Origin of the sequence: Gordonibacter urolithinfaciens (assembly GCF_900199375.1) — a bacterium.
GTDB classification, from domain to species: Bacteria; Actinomycetota; Coriobacteriia; order Coriobacteriales; family Eggerthellaceae; genus Gordonibacter; species Gordonibacter urolithinfaciens.
In genome coordinates this window covers 3,004,333-3,018,527 of record NZ_LT900217.1, presented here as the reverse complement: position 1 = coordinate 3,018,527, position 14,195 = coordinate 3,004,333, and the positions used below count along the sequence as shown (strand labels likewise).

Below are 14,195 nucleotides of genomic sequence, written 5' to 3'. Positions count from 1 at the left end.
ATTCGGCGGCAGATTCAGCACCTGCAATGCTCGACGCAACGGAACCGCGTTGGGCTGTTCGTTCCAATATCGGATGAGACATGCAGCTTCGGCATCATTACGCAGCCCTGGTGGGATCTCCCGCATCATCAAACACGCGAAGCGGGTACGCCGGCTCGATCGCAACTGCCCCGTGGCGGCCTAGCAGCCGCCTCCTCTCCATCCCTACCCTTTTAGCACGCCCTTCGCACCGGCGCCCCTTCCTGGGCTTGCTTCTTAATTCATAGCGTCTTCCCAGTTGGGAGTCTCATACCAAGAGGATTACCGCCGAAAACGCTCGGGTTGGAATAATGAAAAGGGCTTCCTCATCATCTGCGGGGGACGCCGCTCCACGAATCCTCCTTATTCTGGCCCCGTTCGGAATCGTGCCCGCCCACCGCGCGCGCAAGCCGTGACGGAACCGGGCCGGAGACGACCCCGATGCGAGACGAGAACCGATGAGAAGCAACGAGAAGGAGGAACGTATGGCCGATTCAGCCCAGGCCCCCGTGCAGGAGCACTGGAGCGAGACCAACGGGAAGAAGTACCGCCGCGGCTCGCGCCTGCCGAAGAAGACCGACACGCGCCCACCCGTGCCTGCTGCCGAGACGCCGAAAGTGCCTTGGACGTGGGAGGAGGACGGCATGACCGTCATCCGCGGCACCGCGCGCAGCGCGCCTGGATGCCACAACGTGTGCGGCATCCTGTCCTACGTGAAGGACGGCAAGCTGGTGAAAGTGGAGGGCGACCCGGAGGACCCCTACAACCAGGGACGCCTGTGCAGCCGCTGCCTCTGCATCCCCGACTACGTCTACCATGAGGACCGCCTGACCAAACCGATGAAGCGCGACCGCGCCGACCGCGGCAAGGACAAGTTCGTGGAGATCAGCTGGGACGAGGCCTACGACATCATCGTGCGCGAGTTCAAGCGCGTCGTCGACACGTACGGCGCCGACAAGATCGCCATGTGCCAGGGCACGGGCCGCGATATCCACCAGGTAACGCGCCTGAACGCCTGTGTGGGCTCCCCGAACGAGGGCGTGCCCTACTTCGCCGGCAACTCGTGCTACCTGCCCCGCATCGCGTCGATGGCCTGCATGCTGGGCGGCGCCTGCGTCATGGACTGCTCGCAGTTCCTCCCCCAGCGCTACGACGATCCGCGCTACACGGTGCCAGAGTACTGCATCGTGTGGGGCCACCAACCCTTCTACAGCAACGCAGACGGCTTCTACGGCCATTGGATCACCGACCTCATGAAGCGCGGCATGAAGGTGGCCGTGGTGGACCCGCAGCTCACGTGGCTCGCGGCCCGCGCCGGCGAGGACTGGCTGCGCGTGCGTCCCGGCGGCGACGGCGCGCTGGCCATGGCCATGCTGAAGGTCGTCTGCGACGAGAAGCTCTACGACCAGGACTTCTGCGACAAGTGGGTGTACGGCCTGGAAGCCGTGTGCGAGCGCGTGGCGGAGATGGACCTGGACGACCTGTGCGAGAGGGCCTGGGTGGCCAAGGAGGACGTGCAGCGCGTGGCGCGCACCTACGCCGCATCGAAGCCCGCCGCCATCCAATGGGGCGTGGCGCTCGACCAGCAGACGGGCGGCCAGCAGGCAGCGCACGCCATCACGGCCCTGTGGTGCATCACCGGCAACCTCGACGTGCCCGGCGGCAACGTGATGGGCGACGCCTGCTGGGGCATCGAGCAGCCGAACTGGACCGGCACCTGGGGCTGGGACGAGCTCATGACCGAGGAGGAGCAGTCCAAGCGCATCGGCGTGGAGCGCTACCCCATGTTCGCCGTGGGCTTCAAGAACCTGTCCTCCAACGCCACCATCGAGGCGTGGCAGCGCGGCGAGATACCCATCCGCGCGGCCTACATCGTGACGAACAACTTCCTGGCCACCATGGGCGCCCAGGCCGCCCAGCAGCTGGAATGGTACAAGCAGATCGACTTCATCGTGGTGTCCGACCTGTTCATGACCCCCACCATGATGGCGCTGGCCGACGTGGTGCTGCCCGCCGCCACCTACGAGGAGCGCGACGGCTTCGGCGGGCTCAACGCCTACCGCATCAGCTGCATCAACAAGGCCATCGAGCCCGTGGGCGACTCCAAGCCCGACAACACCATCTTCCTGGAGCTGGGCAAGCGCCTGACGGCGGCCATCAAGCCCGAGAACCAGGACATCGCCTGGCCTTGGGACGACGTGCAGGAGATGTGGGACTACGCCCTTGAGGACGGCGGCTTCACCTGGGACGAGCTGCGCGAGTCCACGTGGAAGTACCCCGAGTTCAAGTACCGCAAGTACGAGACGGGAGACCTGCGCCCCGACGGCCAGCCGGGCTTCCGCACCGAGACGGGCCGCGCGGAGATCTACTCCATGGTGTTCCACCACACGTCGTGGTCGGGCCTCGACCCGCTGCCGAGCTACGTCGAGCCGGTGGAGAGCCCCTACAGCGCCCCCGAGGACGTGGAGGAGTACCCCTACATCGTCACGTCCGGCGCGCGCGTTCCGCACTTCTTCCACTCCGAGCAGCGCCAGGTCAAGAAGCTGCGCGCCCTGCACCCCGACCCGCTCGTGTACCTGCACCCCGACACCGCAGCCGCCAACGGAATCGAGGAGGGCGACTGGGTGTGGCTGGAGAACAAGCACGGCAAGTGCAAGTACAAGGCCGCCTTCAACGACACCTACGACCCGCGCGTCATGCAGGCCGAGCACGGCTGGTGGTTCCCCGAGCGCAAGGACGCGGCCGAGGAGAACGTGGAGAACGAGCAAGAGGGCCTGTTCGGCGTGCTGGAGTCCAACATCAACAACCTCGTGCCCTTCGACGCCGGCGTATCGGGCTTCGGCTCGAACTACAAGGCCATGATGTGCAAGATCCGCAAGGCCGACTAGCAGCCGCGCGACGGAAAGGATGAGAGACATGGCTTACCAGGGAATTTTGGTCGACGTCGACTACTGCACCGGCTGCGAGGCGTGCGTGCTGGCCTGCCAGCAGGAACACGGCTACACCGAGGCGCAGTTCGGCCTGAAGATCACGAAGCTGGGCCCGCTGCACATCGACGAGGCCAAGAAGGACTACCAGTACGACTTCATCCCCCAGTTCACCAAGTGGTGCGACCTGTGCGCCGAGCGCGTGGGCAAGGGCAAGCAGCCCACGTGCGTGCAGCACTGCCAGGCCCAGTGCCTGGACTGGGGAGACGTGGAGGACCTCGCGAAGAAGGTCGACCGCGAGAAGCAGATGATCGTCGCCATCAACGAGGCGTAGATCTGTCGGGCCGCGGGCGCCGTGCCAAGGCGGGGCGCCCGCGGAAAAGGGAACCAGGAAGGAGGACGGACATGGCCCAGAGATTCGAGGACGATTTCGGCGGGAGGATCGCCGAGAAGCTGATGAACGTCGACGTTCACCTGACGCGCGACTTCAGCCGCTCGGTCACCGAGCTCGAACGCGAGCAGGGCCGCATCGACTGGAAGGACCGCTGCGGCGCCAACATGAAGAAGATCGCGGAGCGCGAAGTTACACCGATCTACCGGTAACCCGGGCGGGCTGCCCGCCCCGCGCCTCGCCGCCCTGCGGCCAAGCGGCGCGGGGCGGGCGCCCGTCGAGAGAAAAAGGAGAGAACATGGCAGACAACAAGGTCATCGACATCAACATGCACTTCCTGCCCACCGACCTGTTCACGAACGAGGAGGTGCTCAACGGCTTTCTGTACTCCGCCCCCATCACCATGGGGCTCAAGGCCTACCGCGGCAAGACGCCCGACGGCGCCAAGGACCAGATCGTGCTTGCCACCGAGGACGGCAAGGACATCCTGAACTACGTGGAGGGCGACTACACGCTGGAGACGAAGCTCCGCGCCATGGACGAGGTGGGCGTTGACATCGCGCTTCTGCGCATGCCGGTGTGGCAGGAATGGCTGCCGCTCGACATGTGCAAGATCGTGAACGACCAGGCCGCCGAGATGTGCCGTCAGTCGGAAGGGCGCCTGTACGCCAACGCCGTGCTGCCGCCGTGGGGCCGCAAGGAGGATATCTACGAGCTGGAGCGCTGCCTGGGCGACCTCGGCATGGTGGGCGTGCAATTCGCCTGCTGCTACGGCGACAAGTTCCTCGACGACGAGCTGTTCAAGCCCTACCTGAAGGTGCTCAACGACAAGAAGGTGCCCTGCGCCATCCACCATACGCCCGGACAGAACTCGTTCGGCAACTTCGCCGACTACACGCCCCTGCGACGCGAGCTCGGCCGTATCCACGTGCAGGCCACCGCAGTGGGCCGCGAGGTGTACTCGGGCATGTTCGACGAGTTCCCCGACCTCAAGTTCATCCACACGATGTTCGGCGGCAACTGGTTCGCGCTCAAGGACCTGCTCGCCCCGCACGTGTCGGTGAAGAAGAAGGAGGCTATGAACCGCCTGGCCACCAACGTCGACCGCGAGGCGTACGACCGCTACCTAGCCAACAACATCTACTTCGACATGACGCACCCCATGAGCTGGAGCAAGGACCAGCTCGAGCTCGCCGTGAAGACGTGCGGCGCCGACCACCTGCTTCTGGGCTCTTCGTTCCCCGTGTTCTACGAGTGGATGGCCCGCTCGGTGGGCTCGGTGAAGGCCCTCGACGTCACGCAGGAGGAGAAGGACCTCATGCTGGGCGGCAACGCGGCGAAGCTGTTCAACCTGTAGGGAAAGACGGGAGGGGCGGAGCCCCTTCCCGGCAGATCCGTCGACGCCGCGCAAGGAGGCGTCCGATGAAAGAGGGGAAACCATCATGAGCAATCCGAATGCCGCCGTAGCGGCAAGGGAAGCCAAACCTGTTGAGAAGACGCCGTCGTACGCCTGGCCATGCCTCATCACGTCGGTCCTGGCCGGCATCGCGCTGGTCTTCGCCTGGCAGTGGCTGCCGGGCATCACGTTCCCGGTGTTCAAGAACTGGCTGGCCGAGAACAACGCGCTGTTCGCCAACCCGGCCAACTTCGAGCTGATGTCGAACGTCATGGGCCTCGTGCCTATCGGCGCGCTGATCATGGCCCTGCCCGCCTCGTACCTGGTGCGCAAGATCGGCCCGAAAGCCGCGACCGTCGCCGGCCTCGCGCTCGGCGCCGTCGGCACGGCCGTGAGCGCCGTCTTCGTGGGCGACAACTTCTACGCGTTCCTCGTGGGGCGCTTCATTCTGGGCGTGGCCCTGGCCACCACCATCGTCGCAGGCCCCACCTGCGTGTCGGTGTGGTTCCCCGATGCCACGCGCGGGCGCGCCATGGCCATCTGGTCCATCTGGGCGCCCGTGGGCATCTTCGTCATCAACTTCATCGGCAACAACGTGTTCGAGATGGCGGGCAGCGACATGGTGGCGTTCCAGTGGATCTGGGTCGCTGTCATCGTCGTGTTCGCCGTGATCTTCGCCATCGTGTTCCGCGAGCCGCGCGAGAACGAGCGGTCGCAGGTGTCTCCCGAGCGCAAGTCCTTCAAAGAGGTCCTTCCGTTCTTCAAGAGCCGCCAGCTGTGGTGCCTGATCCTCATGTTCGCCATCTACAACTACGTCAACTACGGCTTCAGCCAGTACCTGAAGACCTGGATGCAAACCCCCGAGCTGCTGGGCGGCCTGGGCTGGGATGCGGCGGCCGCCGGCCTGTGGGGCGGCCTGATCTGCGCGTGCGGCGCGCTGGCCCCCATCGGCGGCTTGATCCTCGACAAGACGCCCAGGGATAAGAAGTACCTCTGCGTCGTGGTGGGCATCCTGTTCCTGGCGCTCGCATCCGCCACGTTCTCGCAGGTCACGTTCTTCCTCCCCTACGTCGTGTTCTTCTGCGCCGGCAACATGCTGCTCAATGCCTGCTGCCGCCCGCTCGTGCCGACGCTCGTGTTCAAGGGCGGCGCCACGGCCGTGGCCTTCGGCTTGTCGTTCCTGACGCTGGGCCAGTACGCGGGCCAGATGTTCACGAGCTACGTCATGCATCCGTTCAGCGACACGCTGACCGCCGCCTCCAATGTGGCCATCGAGGCCAAGCAGGCCGTGCTCGCTTCCGGCGGCACCCCGGCCGACTTCGGCCCCGCCATCGCACAAGCGGCCCAGGAGGCCGCCGCCGCTGGTATCCACGTCGACCCTATGCTTGCCGTGTATGCGCTCGTGCCCGTGAGCATCGTGGGCATCCTACTCGCCTTCGGCGTGAAGCCCTCTAAGAAGCAGGCCGCGAGCGCTCCCGCCGGCAAACCCGCAGACGAGGCAGCCGCACAGCACTAAGACCTTACACCCAACTTCAAAGCGGCGGAGCGGAATTCAATTCAACGCTTTGCCGCTTGCGGAGCAGCTCCAGTCAGCATAAGGGCAGAGTCCTTGCCTACGGAAAAACCAATTTCACGGGGCGACTGCGGCGAGCAGCGCCCCTTCCCTCAAGCCTGTATCCCCGCGTTCGCGGAGAGAAGGGACTAATCATGAGCAACAACCATCAAAACGACGTGGCCCGCAACCGCCAGCGCAAGGGCTGGATCGTGCTCTTCGCCTTGCTGTTCTGCGGCATCATCGTCATTATGAACCAGTTCAAGGTGCCCACGTTCATGGGCGCCCTCATGCACGACTTCGGGACCGATCCGGGCACCACCGGCTGGCTCATGTCGGTCATCGCCGTGGCCGGCATTATCACCGCGTTCCCCTCGGCGTTCCTGCTCAACCGCTTCGGCCCGAAGCGCGTGGGCCTCGTGGGCCTGGCCTTCATGGTGGCCGGATGCGCCGTGGGCGCGCTGTCATACTCGTTCGCGCAGCTCATCGCAGGACGCGTGCTCGAGGGCATCGGCGTGGCCATGATGGGCGTGGTGGCCACCACCGTCATCTCCATGTACTTCCCCCGCGAGAAGGCGGGGCTTCCCATGGGCATCTGGAACCTGTGGTACGTCGTGGGTTCCACGCTCGCCTACAACATCGGCGTGCCGGTGGCGCTCGCGCTCACGGGAGACCCGACCAACTGGCATGCCTGGTGGTGGTTCTCCGACGTGCTCGCCCTCGTGTCCTTCGTGGTGTTCGCGCTGTTCGTGAGCGTGCCGCATGCCGGGCGCGGCGTGGCCGCCAAGCGCGAGCGGGAGACGGGCGAGAAGCAGCACCGCCCCGCCGCCATCCTGCTCGAGGGATTCAAGGTGAAGCGCATGTGGCTGTTCGGCCTGGGGTTCTGCTTCCTCATGTTCACCTCGCTCTCGGTGCTCACCTGGGTGCCCACCTACGTGCAGGGCGTGGAGCTGGAACGCATGCTGGCAGAAGGCATGGACCTTGCCGCCGCTCAGGCACAGGCCGGCGTGTCCGGCGGATCCATGGCCTCGCTCGGCTTCGCGGCCTCCATCCCCATGGCGCTGGTCACGGCTTTCCTGCTGGGGAAGTTCCAGACGCTTAAGGCGCGCAACGTCATGGTGATCATCGCGGGGTTCTGCGCGTTTTTCTACGTGGGCGCGTTCCTGGTTCCCTACGAGTACCTGCCCGCCTATCTGGTGCTCTTGGGCCTCGAGAGCGGCTGGACGAGCGGCGTGGTGTGGTCGATGGTGCCCGTGACCATGCCCAAGCGCGTGACCATGCCGGTGGGCATGGCCATCATCATCTTCTTCCAGGGCATCTCGAACCTTCTGTGCACGCCGGTGGTGGGCTATATCATAGGCGAGGCCCAGGTATGGACCAACGTGGCGCCGCTCTGCGCGGCCACGGCGGCCGTGGGCACGCTGCTGTGGATCGTCTACGTGGCCATGAAGCCGCCGGTGTTCGAGGAAGACGAGGACGCCGCGCAGGATACAGCACGCTCGGACGGTCCGATGGGCGAAGGACGCCCGGCGGCCGCATAAGCCTTCGGAGCCGCAGGAGGGGTGCGAAGGGCACCCCTCCTGCGCATGGCCGTAGGCCGCGCCGAAGAACATCGGCCACCGCCAAGCAAGACGAGGTAGAGAAGGAAACCATGTACGAGAAGCGCATGAACGACCAACCGGGGGAACAGCCCGACGCCGTCACGGGCGCCACGAGCCTGGCCGATGCGGCGGCCGCCCTCGACCCCGGCCAGCACGGAGGCGCTCCGGCGGCGCCTCCCCCCTGCCCGCCTCCGGGCACCTGCGATGCCGACGCCGTCACCGGCGCCACCCCCGGCGTTGCCAGCGCATGCCGCGAGCTGGGCATGTCGTCGGTGGACAGCGTCGTTCGCGAACGCGGGATCAAGCCGCCGGGGGTAGCCTGAGGGCGGCGGACGGCTCCCTGTGCCGACGGGCACGCATGCGCATCTGATGGAGCTTGCCCTGCTTCCGACCGTCGGCAAACTATAGGGAGCGGCTCTCCGCCTGCGCCGGAACGGCCCTCTCGCTCTCCTTTTGATGTATACTGAGGTTCCGGAGATGTTGGGGTCCGCGTCCTGAATCGGTGTCCGGCAGGCCGCGCCGATCGTGCTCAGTTTCTCCAACGACGTTCAAGCCGGGCACTGCGGGGGGAATCAGATGGACGACGGCAAGACCGTGGACATGCGCCGCATCGGCGCCATGGAGCTGCTGGGGATCGGCGGGTTCTCCTGCTTTTTCGGGTGGATGCTCGTATCGTACTATTGGCTTTTCGCCGAGTTCATCCAGGACACCCCCGTAGCCGAGCGCGACGCCATCCAGTTATTCGTTTTCGCAGGTCTGGCACTGGGATATTTGTCCCTGCACCTTCTTGCCAAGAACTCCCGGTTCGATCCGTTCAGGCTGTCCGCGCTTGCGACCGATGCTGCGCTGGCGCTGCTCTTGCCCATCGCCGCCCTGTTTCTGGGCCTCGGCGTGGACGTACCCTCCCCAGTGCTGTGCGTCGTGAACCTTTGCGCGGGCCTGGGCGGCGCATCGCTGACGGTGAGCTGGCTCGATGCGAGCAGCCGTATCAGGGTGAAGAGCTTTCCTCGCTTCACGAGCCTGTCGCTCGTGGGCGGCGGGGCGCTGTTCGTCCTCGCCGCCATCGTTCCCGAGGCCGTACAGCCCGTGTTCTGCATCGTCTATGCGCTGCTTAGCGTCGGCCTCCTCCGTTTCGCCGGCGAGCGAGCCGAAGGCAACGCCGATGCGCCCCCCGCCGGCTCGTGCAAGAACACCTGGGAGTTCACCTGGGAGATAGAACCCTCGCTCGTGGCGTTCGGCATCGTGTTCGGCCTGACGTTCGTGTACCTGTTCAACTCAGGCCAGCAAGACGTGCTCGTGGGCCTTCTGTTCGTGATACCCGGTGCCGGCTTGATCGCCGTGCTCGCGCTTTCGGGCAAAGCCGTGGGCATCACCGTCATCCAGCGCGTGTTGCTGTGCATCACCGTGCTGGCATGCCTCTCCATGCCCTTCGCCACCGAGGCCATCCAGCTGGCATGCTCGTGCCTGGTCGTGGCGTCGTGGGCGGCGTTCGTATCGGTGAACTACGCGTTCATCGTGAAGAAGAGCGTCGAACGCTGGGACACGCCGGTGTTCCGCCAGGCGCCAGCGCGCCTCGTGTTCAGCGCGCTGGGCTTCCTCGTGGGCTGGGGCGTGGCCACGGGCATGACCATGGCCTACGGTGCCCATTCCGACGCGTTCATGATCGTGCGCCTATGCATGGCGTTCGTGCTCGTTGCGGTGGTCATGCTGTTCTTCCCCTCGAAAGAGCACCATGCGCCAGACGGCGGGACGATCGGCGCCCGCGAACCCGCCGCTCCCGTGCCGTCCAACCTTAGCGAGAAGGAGCTCTTCGAGCGCCGCTGCGCCGCCGTGGCCGAGCTCTACCAGCTCTCCCCGCGCGAGACCGATATCTTGAAGTTCCTGGCGAAGGGGCGCAACGCCGCCTACATCCAGGGCAAGCTCACCATATCGCCCCACACGGTGAAGAGCCACATCTACAGCATCTACCGCAAGCTCGACATCCACTCCCAGCAGAAGCTCATGGACTTCGTGGAGGAGTTCCCGGTGGAGGACTAGCGGGACGGCGCGGGAAAGCGGCAATGCGCCGGAAGGCTAGAGTCCCTCGTAATGGGTCCACATGCGCACGACTTTGACCGTGCCATCGAATTCCTCGCCACCCTCGGCAAAGGGCTCTGCATATACCTGATAAACGAGCCGATGCTGCAGGTTGATGCGCCGCGAATAGAGGCCCGAGAGGTTCCCCACAAGCGTTTCGTAGGCAGGAGCCTCTTGAAAGGGATCATTCTTAAGCACCTCGACAAGTGCTTTCGCCTTCTTGTCGAGACCAGCGGCTTTAAGCTTCTTTGCATCCTTTGCAGCCTGCTTCGTGAACTTCACTGCATACATAACTACCACTCAAGTCGGTCTTCAGAAAGGCAGTCCTCGGGTTTTTCCGCCATGCCGGCCCGCAGCGATTCGCTCATGCCGGGAATGCCGTTGAGGAAAAGCGTTTCCTCGATAGCCGCCCAATCGGATTCGCCGATAAGCACTGCCCCCTTCCCCTTGCTGTTCGTGATGGCGATGGGCGTGCAGTTCTCGTTCACCTGGGCGATGGTCTGGTAGATATTCTGCCGCAAAGCCGTTGCAGTGATCGAAGTCATGGCCTGTCTCCTTACCTCGTTTCTTTTGCTCTATAGTAGCGTACGCAATTACGTACGTCAAGGAACCTCGTCTTCATACCAAGGAGCCTCGCCTACCCCTTTTCCATCGTCCCTGTTCATCGCGTCATACCAACGTACTGATTCCCAATCTGCATACTCATCACGCGATAGGCTCATACCTATCGCGTGCTTTACTCGCTGGCAACCCCAGAGGGGAGGGCCGATTGGGGCGGACACCCGACAGGCCCGGAGACCGAGAGGAGTTGCGATGGTAGAGAACGCTGTCGCGGAGAAGGACCGCGACGAGATCGGCACGTCCAAGGAGGAGAACCAGTTCAACTTCGGCGCCGGCAAGAGGCAGGAAGTGGATCCTCGCTGGAAGCATCCGAAGCCCTTCCAGTACGAGGAGGACGGCATGGTGGTCACCCGCACCTCGGTGTGGAGCGCGCCGGGCTGCCACGAGGGCTGTGGCGTGCTGGTGTACTCCGACAAGGAGACCGGCAAGTTCATCAAGTGCGAGGGCGACCCGGACGACCCGTACAACCGCGGCGCGCTGTGCCCGAGGTGCCTGGCCTTCAAGCAGGTGGAGTTCCACCCCGACCGCATCCTGCACCCCATGAAGCGTGCCGGCGAGCGCGGGAGCGGCCAGTGGGAGCGCATCACGTGGGACGAGGCGCTGGAAACCTGCTACAAGGAATTCCGTCGCATCTCCATGACCTACGGCGGCGACTCCATCCACTGCCTGCGCGGCACCGCACGCGACAACCAGTGGCAGGTCGGCCGCATGGCGAACACGTTCGGCAGCCCCAACGAGTACGGCTTCCTGTCCGGCACCGCCTGCTACCTGCCCCGCCTGTCGCTCATGATCATGACCTACGGCGGCATGCTCATCGCCGACTTCTCGCAGTTCTCGGCGCTGCGCTACGACGACCCCGAGTGGGTGTGCCCCGAGTGCACCATCGTTTGGGGCTGCAACCCCACCATCTCCAACCCCGACTTCTTCATGGGACACTGGGTCACCGACGCCATGAAGCTCGGCTGCAAGCTCATCTCCGTCGAGCCGCGCGTCACCTGGCTCGCCGCGCACGCCGACATCCATCTGCAGCTGCGCCCCGGCACCGACACGGGCCTCGCTCTCGGCATGATCAAGGTCATCATCGACGAGGACCTCTACGACCATGACTTCGTGGAGCGCTGGACCTACGGCTTCGACGAGCTGGCCGAGCGCGCCCGCGAGCTGTCGCTGGACCAGGTGGAGGCCATGACGTGGGTCCCCAAGGAGAAGATCATCGCCGCTGCGCGCCTGTTCGCCACGTCCAAGCCGGCCAACGTCGTGTGGGGCCTCGCCGTGGACATGCAGAGCCAGGGCACGCCCTGCGCCGCCGCCATCGCCGCGCTGTGGACCATCACCGGCAACCTCGACGTGCCGGGCGGCATGTGCTACACCGCCTCCCCCATGGGCGTCGACCAGCCGTCCGCCGGCGCATGGGGCATCTACGACCTCATCAACGAGGAGATGCAGAAGAAGCGCGTGGGCTGGAAAGAATTCCCCATGTACCGCTACGGCCTCACCCAGGCCATGCCCGACATGTGCCTGGAGTATATGGAGGAGGGCAAGGTCAAGGGCGTGTGGATCCAGACATCCAACGGCATTGCCTGCATGAGCTGCGAGACCGAGCGCTGGTACCAGGCCATGAAGAAGCCGGAGTTCATCGCCGCCGTGGACATCTTCATGACGCCTACCATCCAGTCGTGCGCCGACATCGTCATGCCGGTGCAGACGTGGGCCGAGAAGCACTCCGTACGCGCCCACTACTACTTCCTGTCCGCTATCACGGGCGGCTGCGCGGCCGAGGGCGAGGCGAAGTCGGACTGCGAGATCAACCGCGAGCTTGCCCAGTACTTCGACAACGACGACGAGTTCAACCAGGCCATCGGCCGCCCCGAGGGCAAGCAGCACACCTGGCCGTGGGCGACCGAGGACGAGGTGTACGACGAGATCGTGAGCCCCTCCGGCTTCACGTTCCACGAGCTCATGGAGCACGGCCCGGTCTACCAGAAGTACGTGTACAAGAAGTACGAGAAGGGCCTCATGCGCCCCGACGGCCAGCCCGGCTTCAACACCCCCACGGGCCGCATCGAGTTCTACTCCACGCTGTTCGAGAAGTTCGGCTACGACCCGCTGCCCTACATCGAGGAGCCGGGCATCGGGCCCGTCACCACGCCCGACCTGTACGAGGAGTACCCGCTCATCATGATCACGGGCGCCCGCACCACGTCGTTCTTCCACTCGGAGCACCGCCAGATCCCCTACCTGCGCCAGCTCACACCCGATCCGTGGGTGCAGATCCACCCGCGCACGGCCAAGGACCTGAACATCTCCGAGGGCGACTGGGTCTGGATCGAGAACCACCGCGGCCGCTGCCGCCAGCGTGCCCGCCTCACGTTCGAGGTGCACGAGAAGGAGATCGCCGCGCAGCACGGCTGGTGGTTCCCCGAACAGGACGGCGCCGAACCCAACCTGTACGGCTTCCGCCAGTCCAACATCAACCAGCTTCTGGCCAACAAGCCCGGCACGACTGGCTTCGGTGCCGACCTGAAGTGCACGCTCTGCAAGGTGTACCGCTGCAAGGAGGAGGAACTGTAATGGCTCTCAACGGAATTCTCGTCGACTACCAGTACTGCACGGGGTGCTACTCGTGCGAGGTGGCCTGCCAGGCCGAGCACGAGCTACCGCTCGAGCAGTGGGGCGTGAAGGTCATGCAGAACGGCCCGTGGCCGGTGAAGGACGCCGAAGGCAACGAGACGGACAACTACGTCTACGACTTCATCCCGGCGTTCACGAAGATCTGCGATTTGTGCGCCGACCGCCAGGAGAAGGGCAAGCTCCCCTCCTGCGTGTTCCACTGCCAGGCCAAGTGCATGGAGTTCGGCCCGGTGGACGAGCTCGCGAAGCGCTTGGACGCCAAGCCGCAGCAGTACCTGTGGGTGCCGCCCTGCGCGTAGCGCCTTGAGCTGGGACGGCCGCCGAGCCGTCCCAGCTCTCCCCAAGATGCCGGCAGCCCCGAGCGACGGCCGGCATCTTGGGGAGAACCTCGGTTGAAAAGGAGACCGGCTGTGGACTACCAAAAGCTTGAAGAGGGCATCGAGAAGGCACCGCTCGCCTCGCGCCCCGCACTGGAACGCCTGCTGCTGTACGTGTCGGCAGGCCCGGACGTATCGCCCGACTACGCGCCGTACCTGGAAGGCTCGGCATCCTACCAGGACTTTTTCAACGCCATCTACGCCGACGACGCCCAGAAGGGCACGTCGGTATGGGCGGAGTGGGCGGCGCTCAAACGCAAGAGCTGGATCGGCCGCTTCGAACCCGTCCTGGCCGTGGAGAACCTGCGCCTCAAGGGCGACGGGCTGCCGGTGCAGTTCGGCACGGGCCTGTTCCTGGCCCCTACCGGCAGCCGCGACAGCATCGCGAACCTCTACGTGTTCGAACGCGGCGCGTTCAACGTGGAGGCGGCCGAGTTCGTCACGTCGATCGGCGGCACGTTCTCCTGCGCCGGCTACGACTTCGCCGGCATCTACGGCGTGTACAAGTACCGCGGCAGCGTGATACTCGAGCAATGGGAGGCCGAGCGGGACCCCGTGCCAGCGAAGAAGGGCTAGCGGCGTAGATCCGCCGCGCCGTGGCCGAG

The 14,195-nt window shown here is 65.0% G+C and carries 13 protein-coding genes; 11 read left to right on the top strand and 2 right to left on the bottom strand.

Annotation, left to right across the window (positions count from 1 at the left end):
- The first annotated feature begins 503 nt into the window (after window positions 1-503).
- The 8 genes from BN3560_RS12915 (at window position 504) to BN3560_RS12880 (ending at window position 9,922) form a co-directional block, all read left to right on the top strand.
- The gene (locus BN3560_RS12915; RefSeq protein WP_161959475.1) at window positions 504-2,906 is read left to right on the top strand and encodes a molybdopterin-containing oxidoreductase family protein; all 2,403 of its coding nucleotides are present in this window, start codon (window positions 504-506) and stop codon (window positions 2,904-2,906) included.
- Between the two features lie 28 nt (window positions 2,907-2,934).
- Window positions 2,935-3,279: a 4Fe-4S dicluster domain-containing protein gene (locus BN3560_RS12910; RefSeq protein WP_087190620.1), complete on the top strand. Its 345-nt coding sequence runs from the start codon at window positions 2,935-2,937 to the stop codon at window positions 3,277-3,279.
- 71 nt (window positions 3,280-3,350) lie between these two features.
- Entirely contained in the window at window positions 3,351-3,548 is a 198-nt protein-coding gene (locus BN3560_RS12905) for a hypothetical protein (protein WP_015539933.1), read from the top strand.
- Window positions 3,549-3,634: 86 nt separating this feature from the next.
- Window positions 3,635-4,693, top strand: coding sequence for an amidohydrolase family protein (locus BN3560_RS12900; RefSeq protein ID WP_096228363.1), 1,059 nt, complete (start codon window positions 3,635-3,637; stop codon window positions 4,691-4,693).
- Between the two features lie 85 nt (window positions 4,694-4,778).
- On the top strand, window positions 4,779-6,248 hold the full coding sequence (locus tag BN3560_RS12895; RefSeq protein WP_096228362.1) for an MFS transporter: 1,470 nt from the start codon (window positions 4,779-4,781) through the stop codon (window positions 6,246-6,248).
- 191 nt (window positions 6,249-6,439) lie between these two features.
- The gene (locus BN3560_RS12890; RefSeq protein ID WP_096228361.1) at window positions 6,440-7,825 is read left to right on the top strand and encodes an MFS transporter; all 1,386 of its coding nucleotides are present in this window, start codon (window positions 6,440-6,442) and stop codon (window positions 7,823-7,825) included.
- Between the two features lie 110 nt (window positions 7,826-7,935).
- Window positions 7,936-8,208 carry a hypothetical protein gene (locus BN3560_RS12885; protein ID WP_087190615.1) on the top strand — a complete coding sequence of 91 codons (273 nt, stop codon included), beginning with the start codon at window positions 7,936-7,938 and terminating at the stop codon, window positions 8,206-8,208.
- A 253-nt stretch (window positions 8,209-8,461) separates the two neighbouring features.
- Window positions 8,462-9,922: a helix-turn-helix transcriptional regulator gene (locus BN3560_RS12880; RefSeq protein WP_096228360.1), complete on the top strand. Its 1,461-nt coding sequence runs from the start codon at window positions 8,462-8,464 to the stop codon at window positions 9,920-9,922.
- A gap of 36 nt (window positions 9,923-9,958) precedes the next feature.
- Here BN3560_RS12880 and BN3560_RS12875 read toward each other — a convergent pair whose 3' ends face one another.
- Both BN3560_RS12875 and BN3560_RS12870 read right to left on the bottom strand, forming a co-directional pair.
- Window positions 9,959-10,252 carry a Txe/YoeB family addiction module toxin gene (locus BN3560_RS12875; protein ID WP_087190613.1) on the bottom strand — a complete coding sequence of 98 codons (294 nt, stop codon included), beginning with the start codon at window positions 10,250-10,252 and terminating at the stop codon, window positions 9,959-9,961.
- Window positions 10,253-10,254: 2 nt separating this feature from the next.
- The gene (locus BN3560_RS12870; RefSeq protein WP_087190612.1) at window positions 10,255-10,506 is read right to left on the bottom strand and encodes a type II toxin-antitoxin system Phd/YefM family antitoxin; all 252 of its coding nucleotides are present in this window, start codon (window positions 10,504-10,506) and stop codon (window positions 10,255-10,257) included.
- Between the two features lie 268 nt (window positions 10,507-10,774).
- Here BN3560_RS12870 and BN3560_RS12865 point away from each other — a divergent pair, with 268 nt between their 5' ends.
- The 3 genes from BN3560_RS12865 (at window position 10,775) to BN3560_RS12855 (ending at window position 14,166) form a co-directional block, all read left to right on the top strand.
- Entirely contained in the window at window positions 10,775-13,153 is a 2,379-nt protein-coding gene (locus BN3560_RS12865; RefSeq protein ID WP_161959474.1) for a molybdopterin-containing oxidoreductase family protein, read from the top strand.
- Window positions 13,153-13,512 carry a 4Fe-4S dicluster domain-containing protein gene (locus BN3560_RS12860; protein ID WP_096228358.1) on the top strand — a complete coding sequence of 120 codons (360 nt, stop codon included), beginning with the start codon at window positions 13,153-13,155 and terminating at the stop codon, window positions 13,510-13,512. Before BN3560_RS12865 ends, BN3560_RS12860 begins: the two co-directional genes overlap by 1 nt.
- A gap of 111 nt (window positions 13,513-13,623) precedes the next feature.
- A complete protein-coding gene (locus BN3560_RS12855) occupies window positions 13,624-14,166 on the top strand; it encodes a hypothetical protein (protein WP_096228357.1) in 543 nt (180 codons plus the stop codon).
- Window positions 14,167-14,195: the final 29 nt, after the last annotated feature.

What these genes read in the sequence shown, in the direction of transcription:
- BN3560_RS12910 (WP_087190620.1), top strand. Translation starts at nt 2,935, where the DNA reads ATGGCTTACCAGGGAATTTTGGTCGACGTCGACTACTGCACCGGCTGC.
- BN3560_RS12905 (WP_015539933.1), top strand. Translation starts at nt 3,351, where the DNA reads ATGGCCCAGAGATTCGAGGACGATTTCGGCGGGAGGATCGCCGAGAAG.
- BN3560_RS12865 (WP_161959474.1), top strand. Translation starts at nt 10,775, where the DNA reads ATGGTAGAGAACGCTGTCGCGGAGAAGGACCGCGACGAGATCGGCACG.
- BN3560_RS12875 (WP_087190613.1), bottom strand. Translation starts at nt 10,252, where the DNA reads ATGTATGCAGTGAAGTTCACGAAGCAGGCTGCAAAGGATGCAAAGAAG.
- BN3560_RS12900 (WP_096228363.1), top strand. Translation starts at nt 3,635, where the DNA reads ATGGCAGACAACAAGGTCATCGACATCAACATGCACTTCCTGCCCACC.
- BN3560_RS12870 (WP_087190612.1), bottom strand. Translation starts at nt 10,506, where the DNA reads ATGACTTCGATCACTGCAACGGCTTTGCGGCAGAATATCTACCAGACC.
- BN3560_RS12885 (WP_087190615.1), top strand. Translation starts at nt 7,936, where the DNA reads ATGTACGAGAAGCGCATGAACGACCAACCGGGGGAACAGCCCGACGCC.
- BN3560_RS12895 (WP_096228362.1), top strand. Translation starts at nt 4,779, where the DNA reads ATGAGCAATCCGAATGCCGCCGTAGCGGCAAGGGAAGCCAAACCTGTT.
- BN3560_RS12890 (WP_096228361.1), top strand. Translation starts at nt 6,440, where the DNA reads ATGAGCAACAACCATCAAAACGACGTGGCCCGCAACCGCCAGCGCAAG.
- BN3560_RS12860 (WP_096228358.1), top strand. Translation starts at nt 13,153, where the DNA reads ATGGCTCTCAACGGAATTCTCGTCGACTACCAGTACTGCACGGGGTGC.
- BN3560_RS12880 (WP_096228360.1), top strand. Translation starts at nt 8,462, where the DNA reads ATGGACGACGGCAAGACCGTGGACATGCGCCGCATCGGCGCCATGGAG.
- BN3560_RS12915 (WP_161959475.1), top strand. Translation starts at nt 504, where the DNA reads ATGGCCGATTCAGCCCAGGCCCCCGTGCAGGAGCACTGGAGCGAGACC.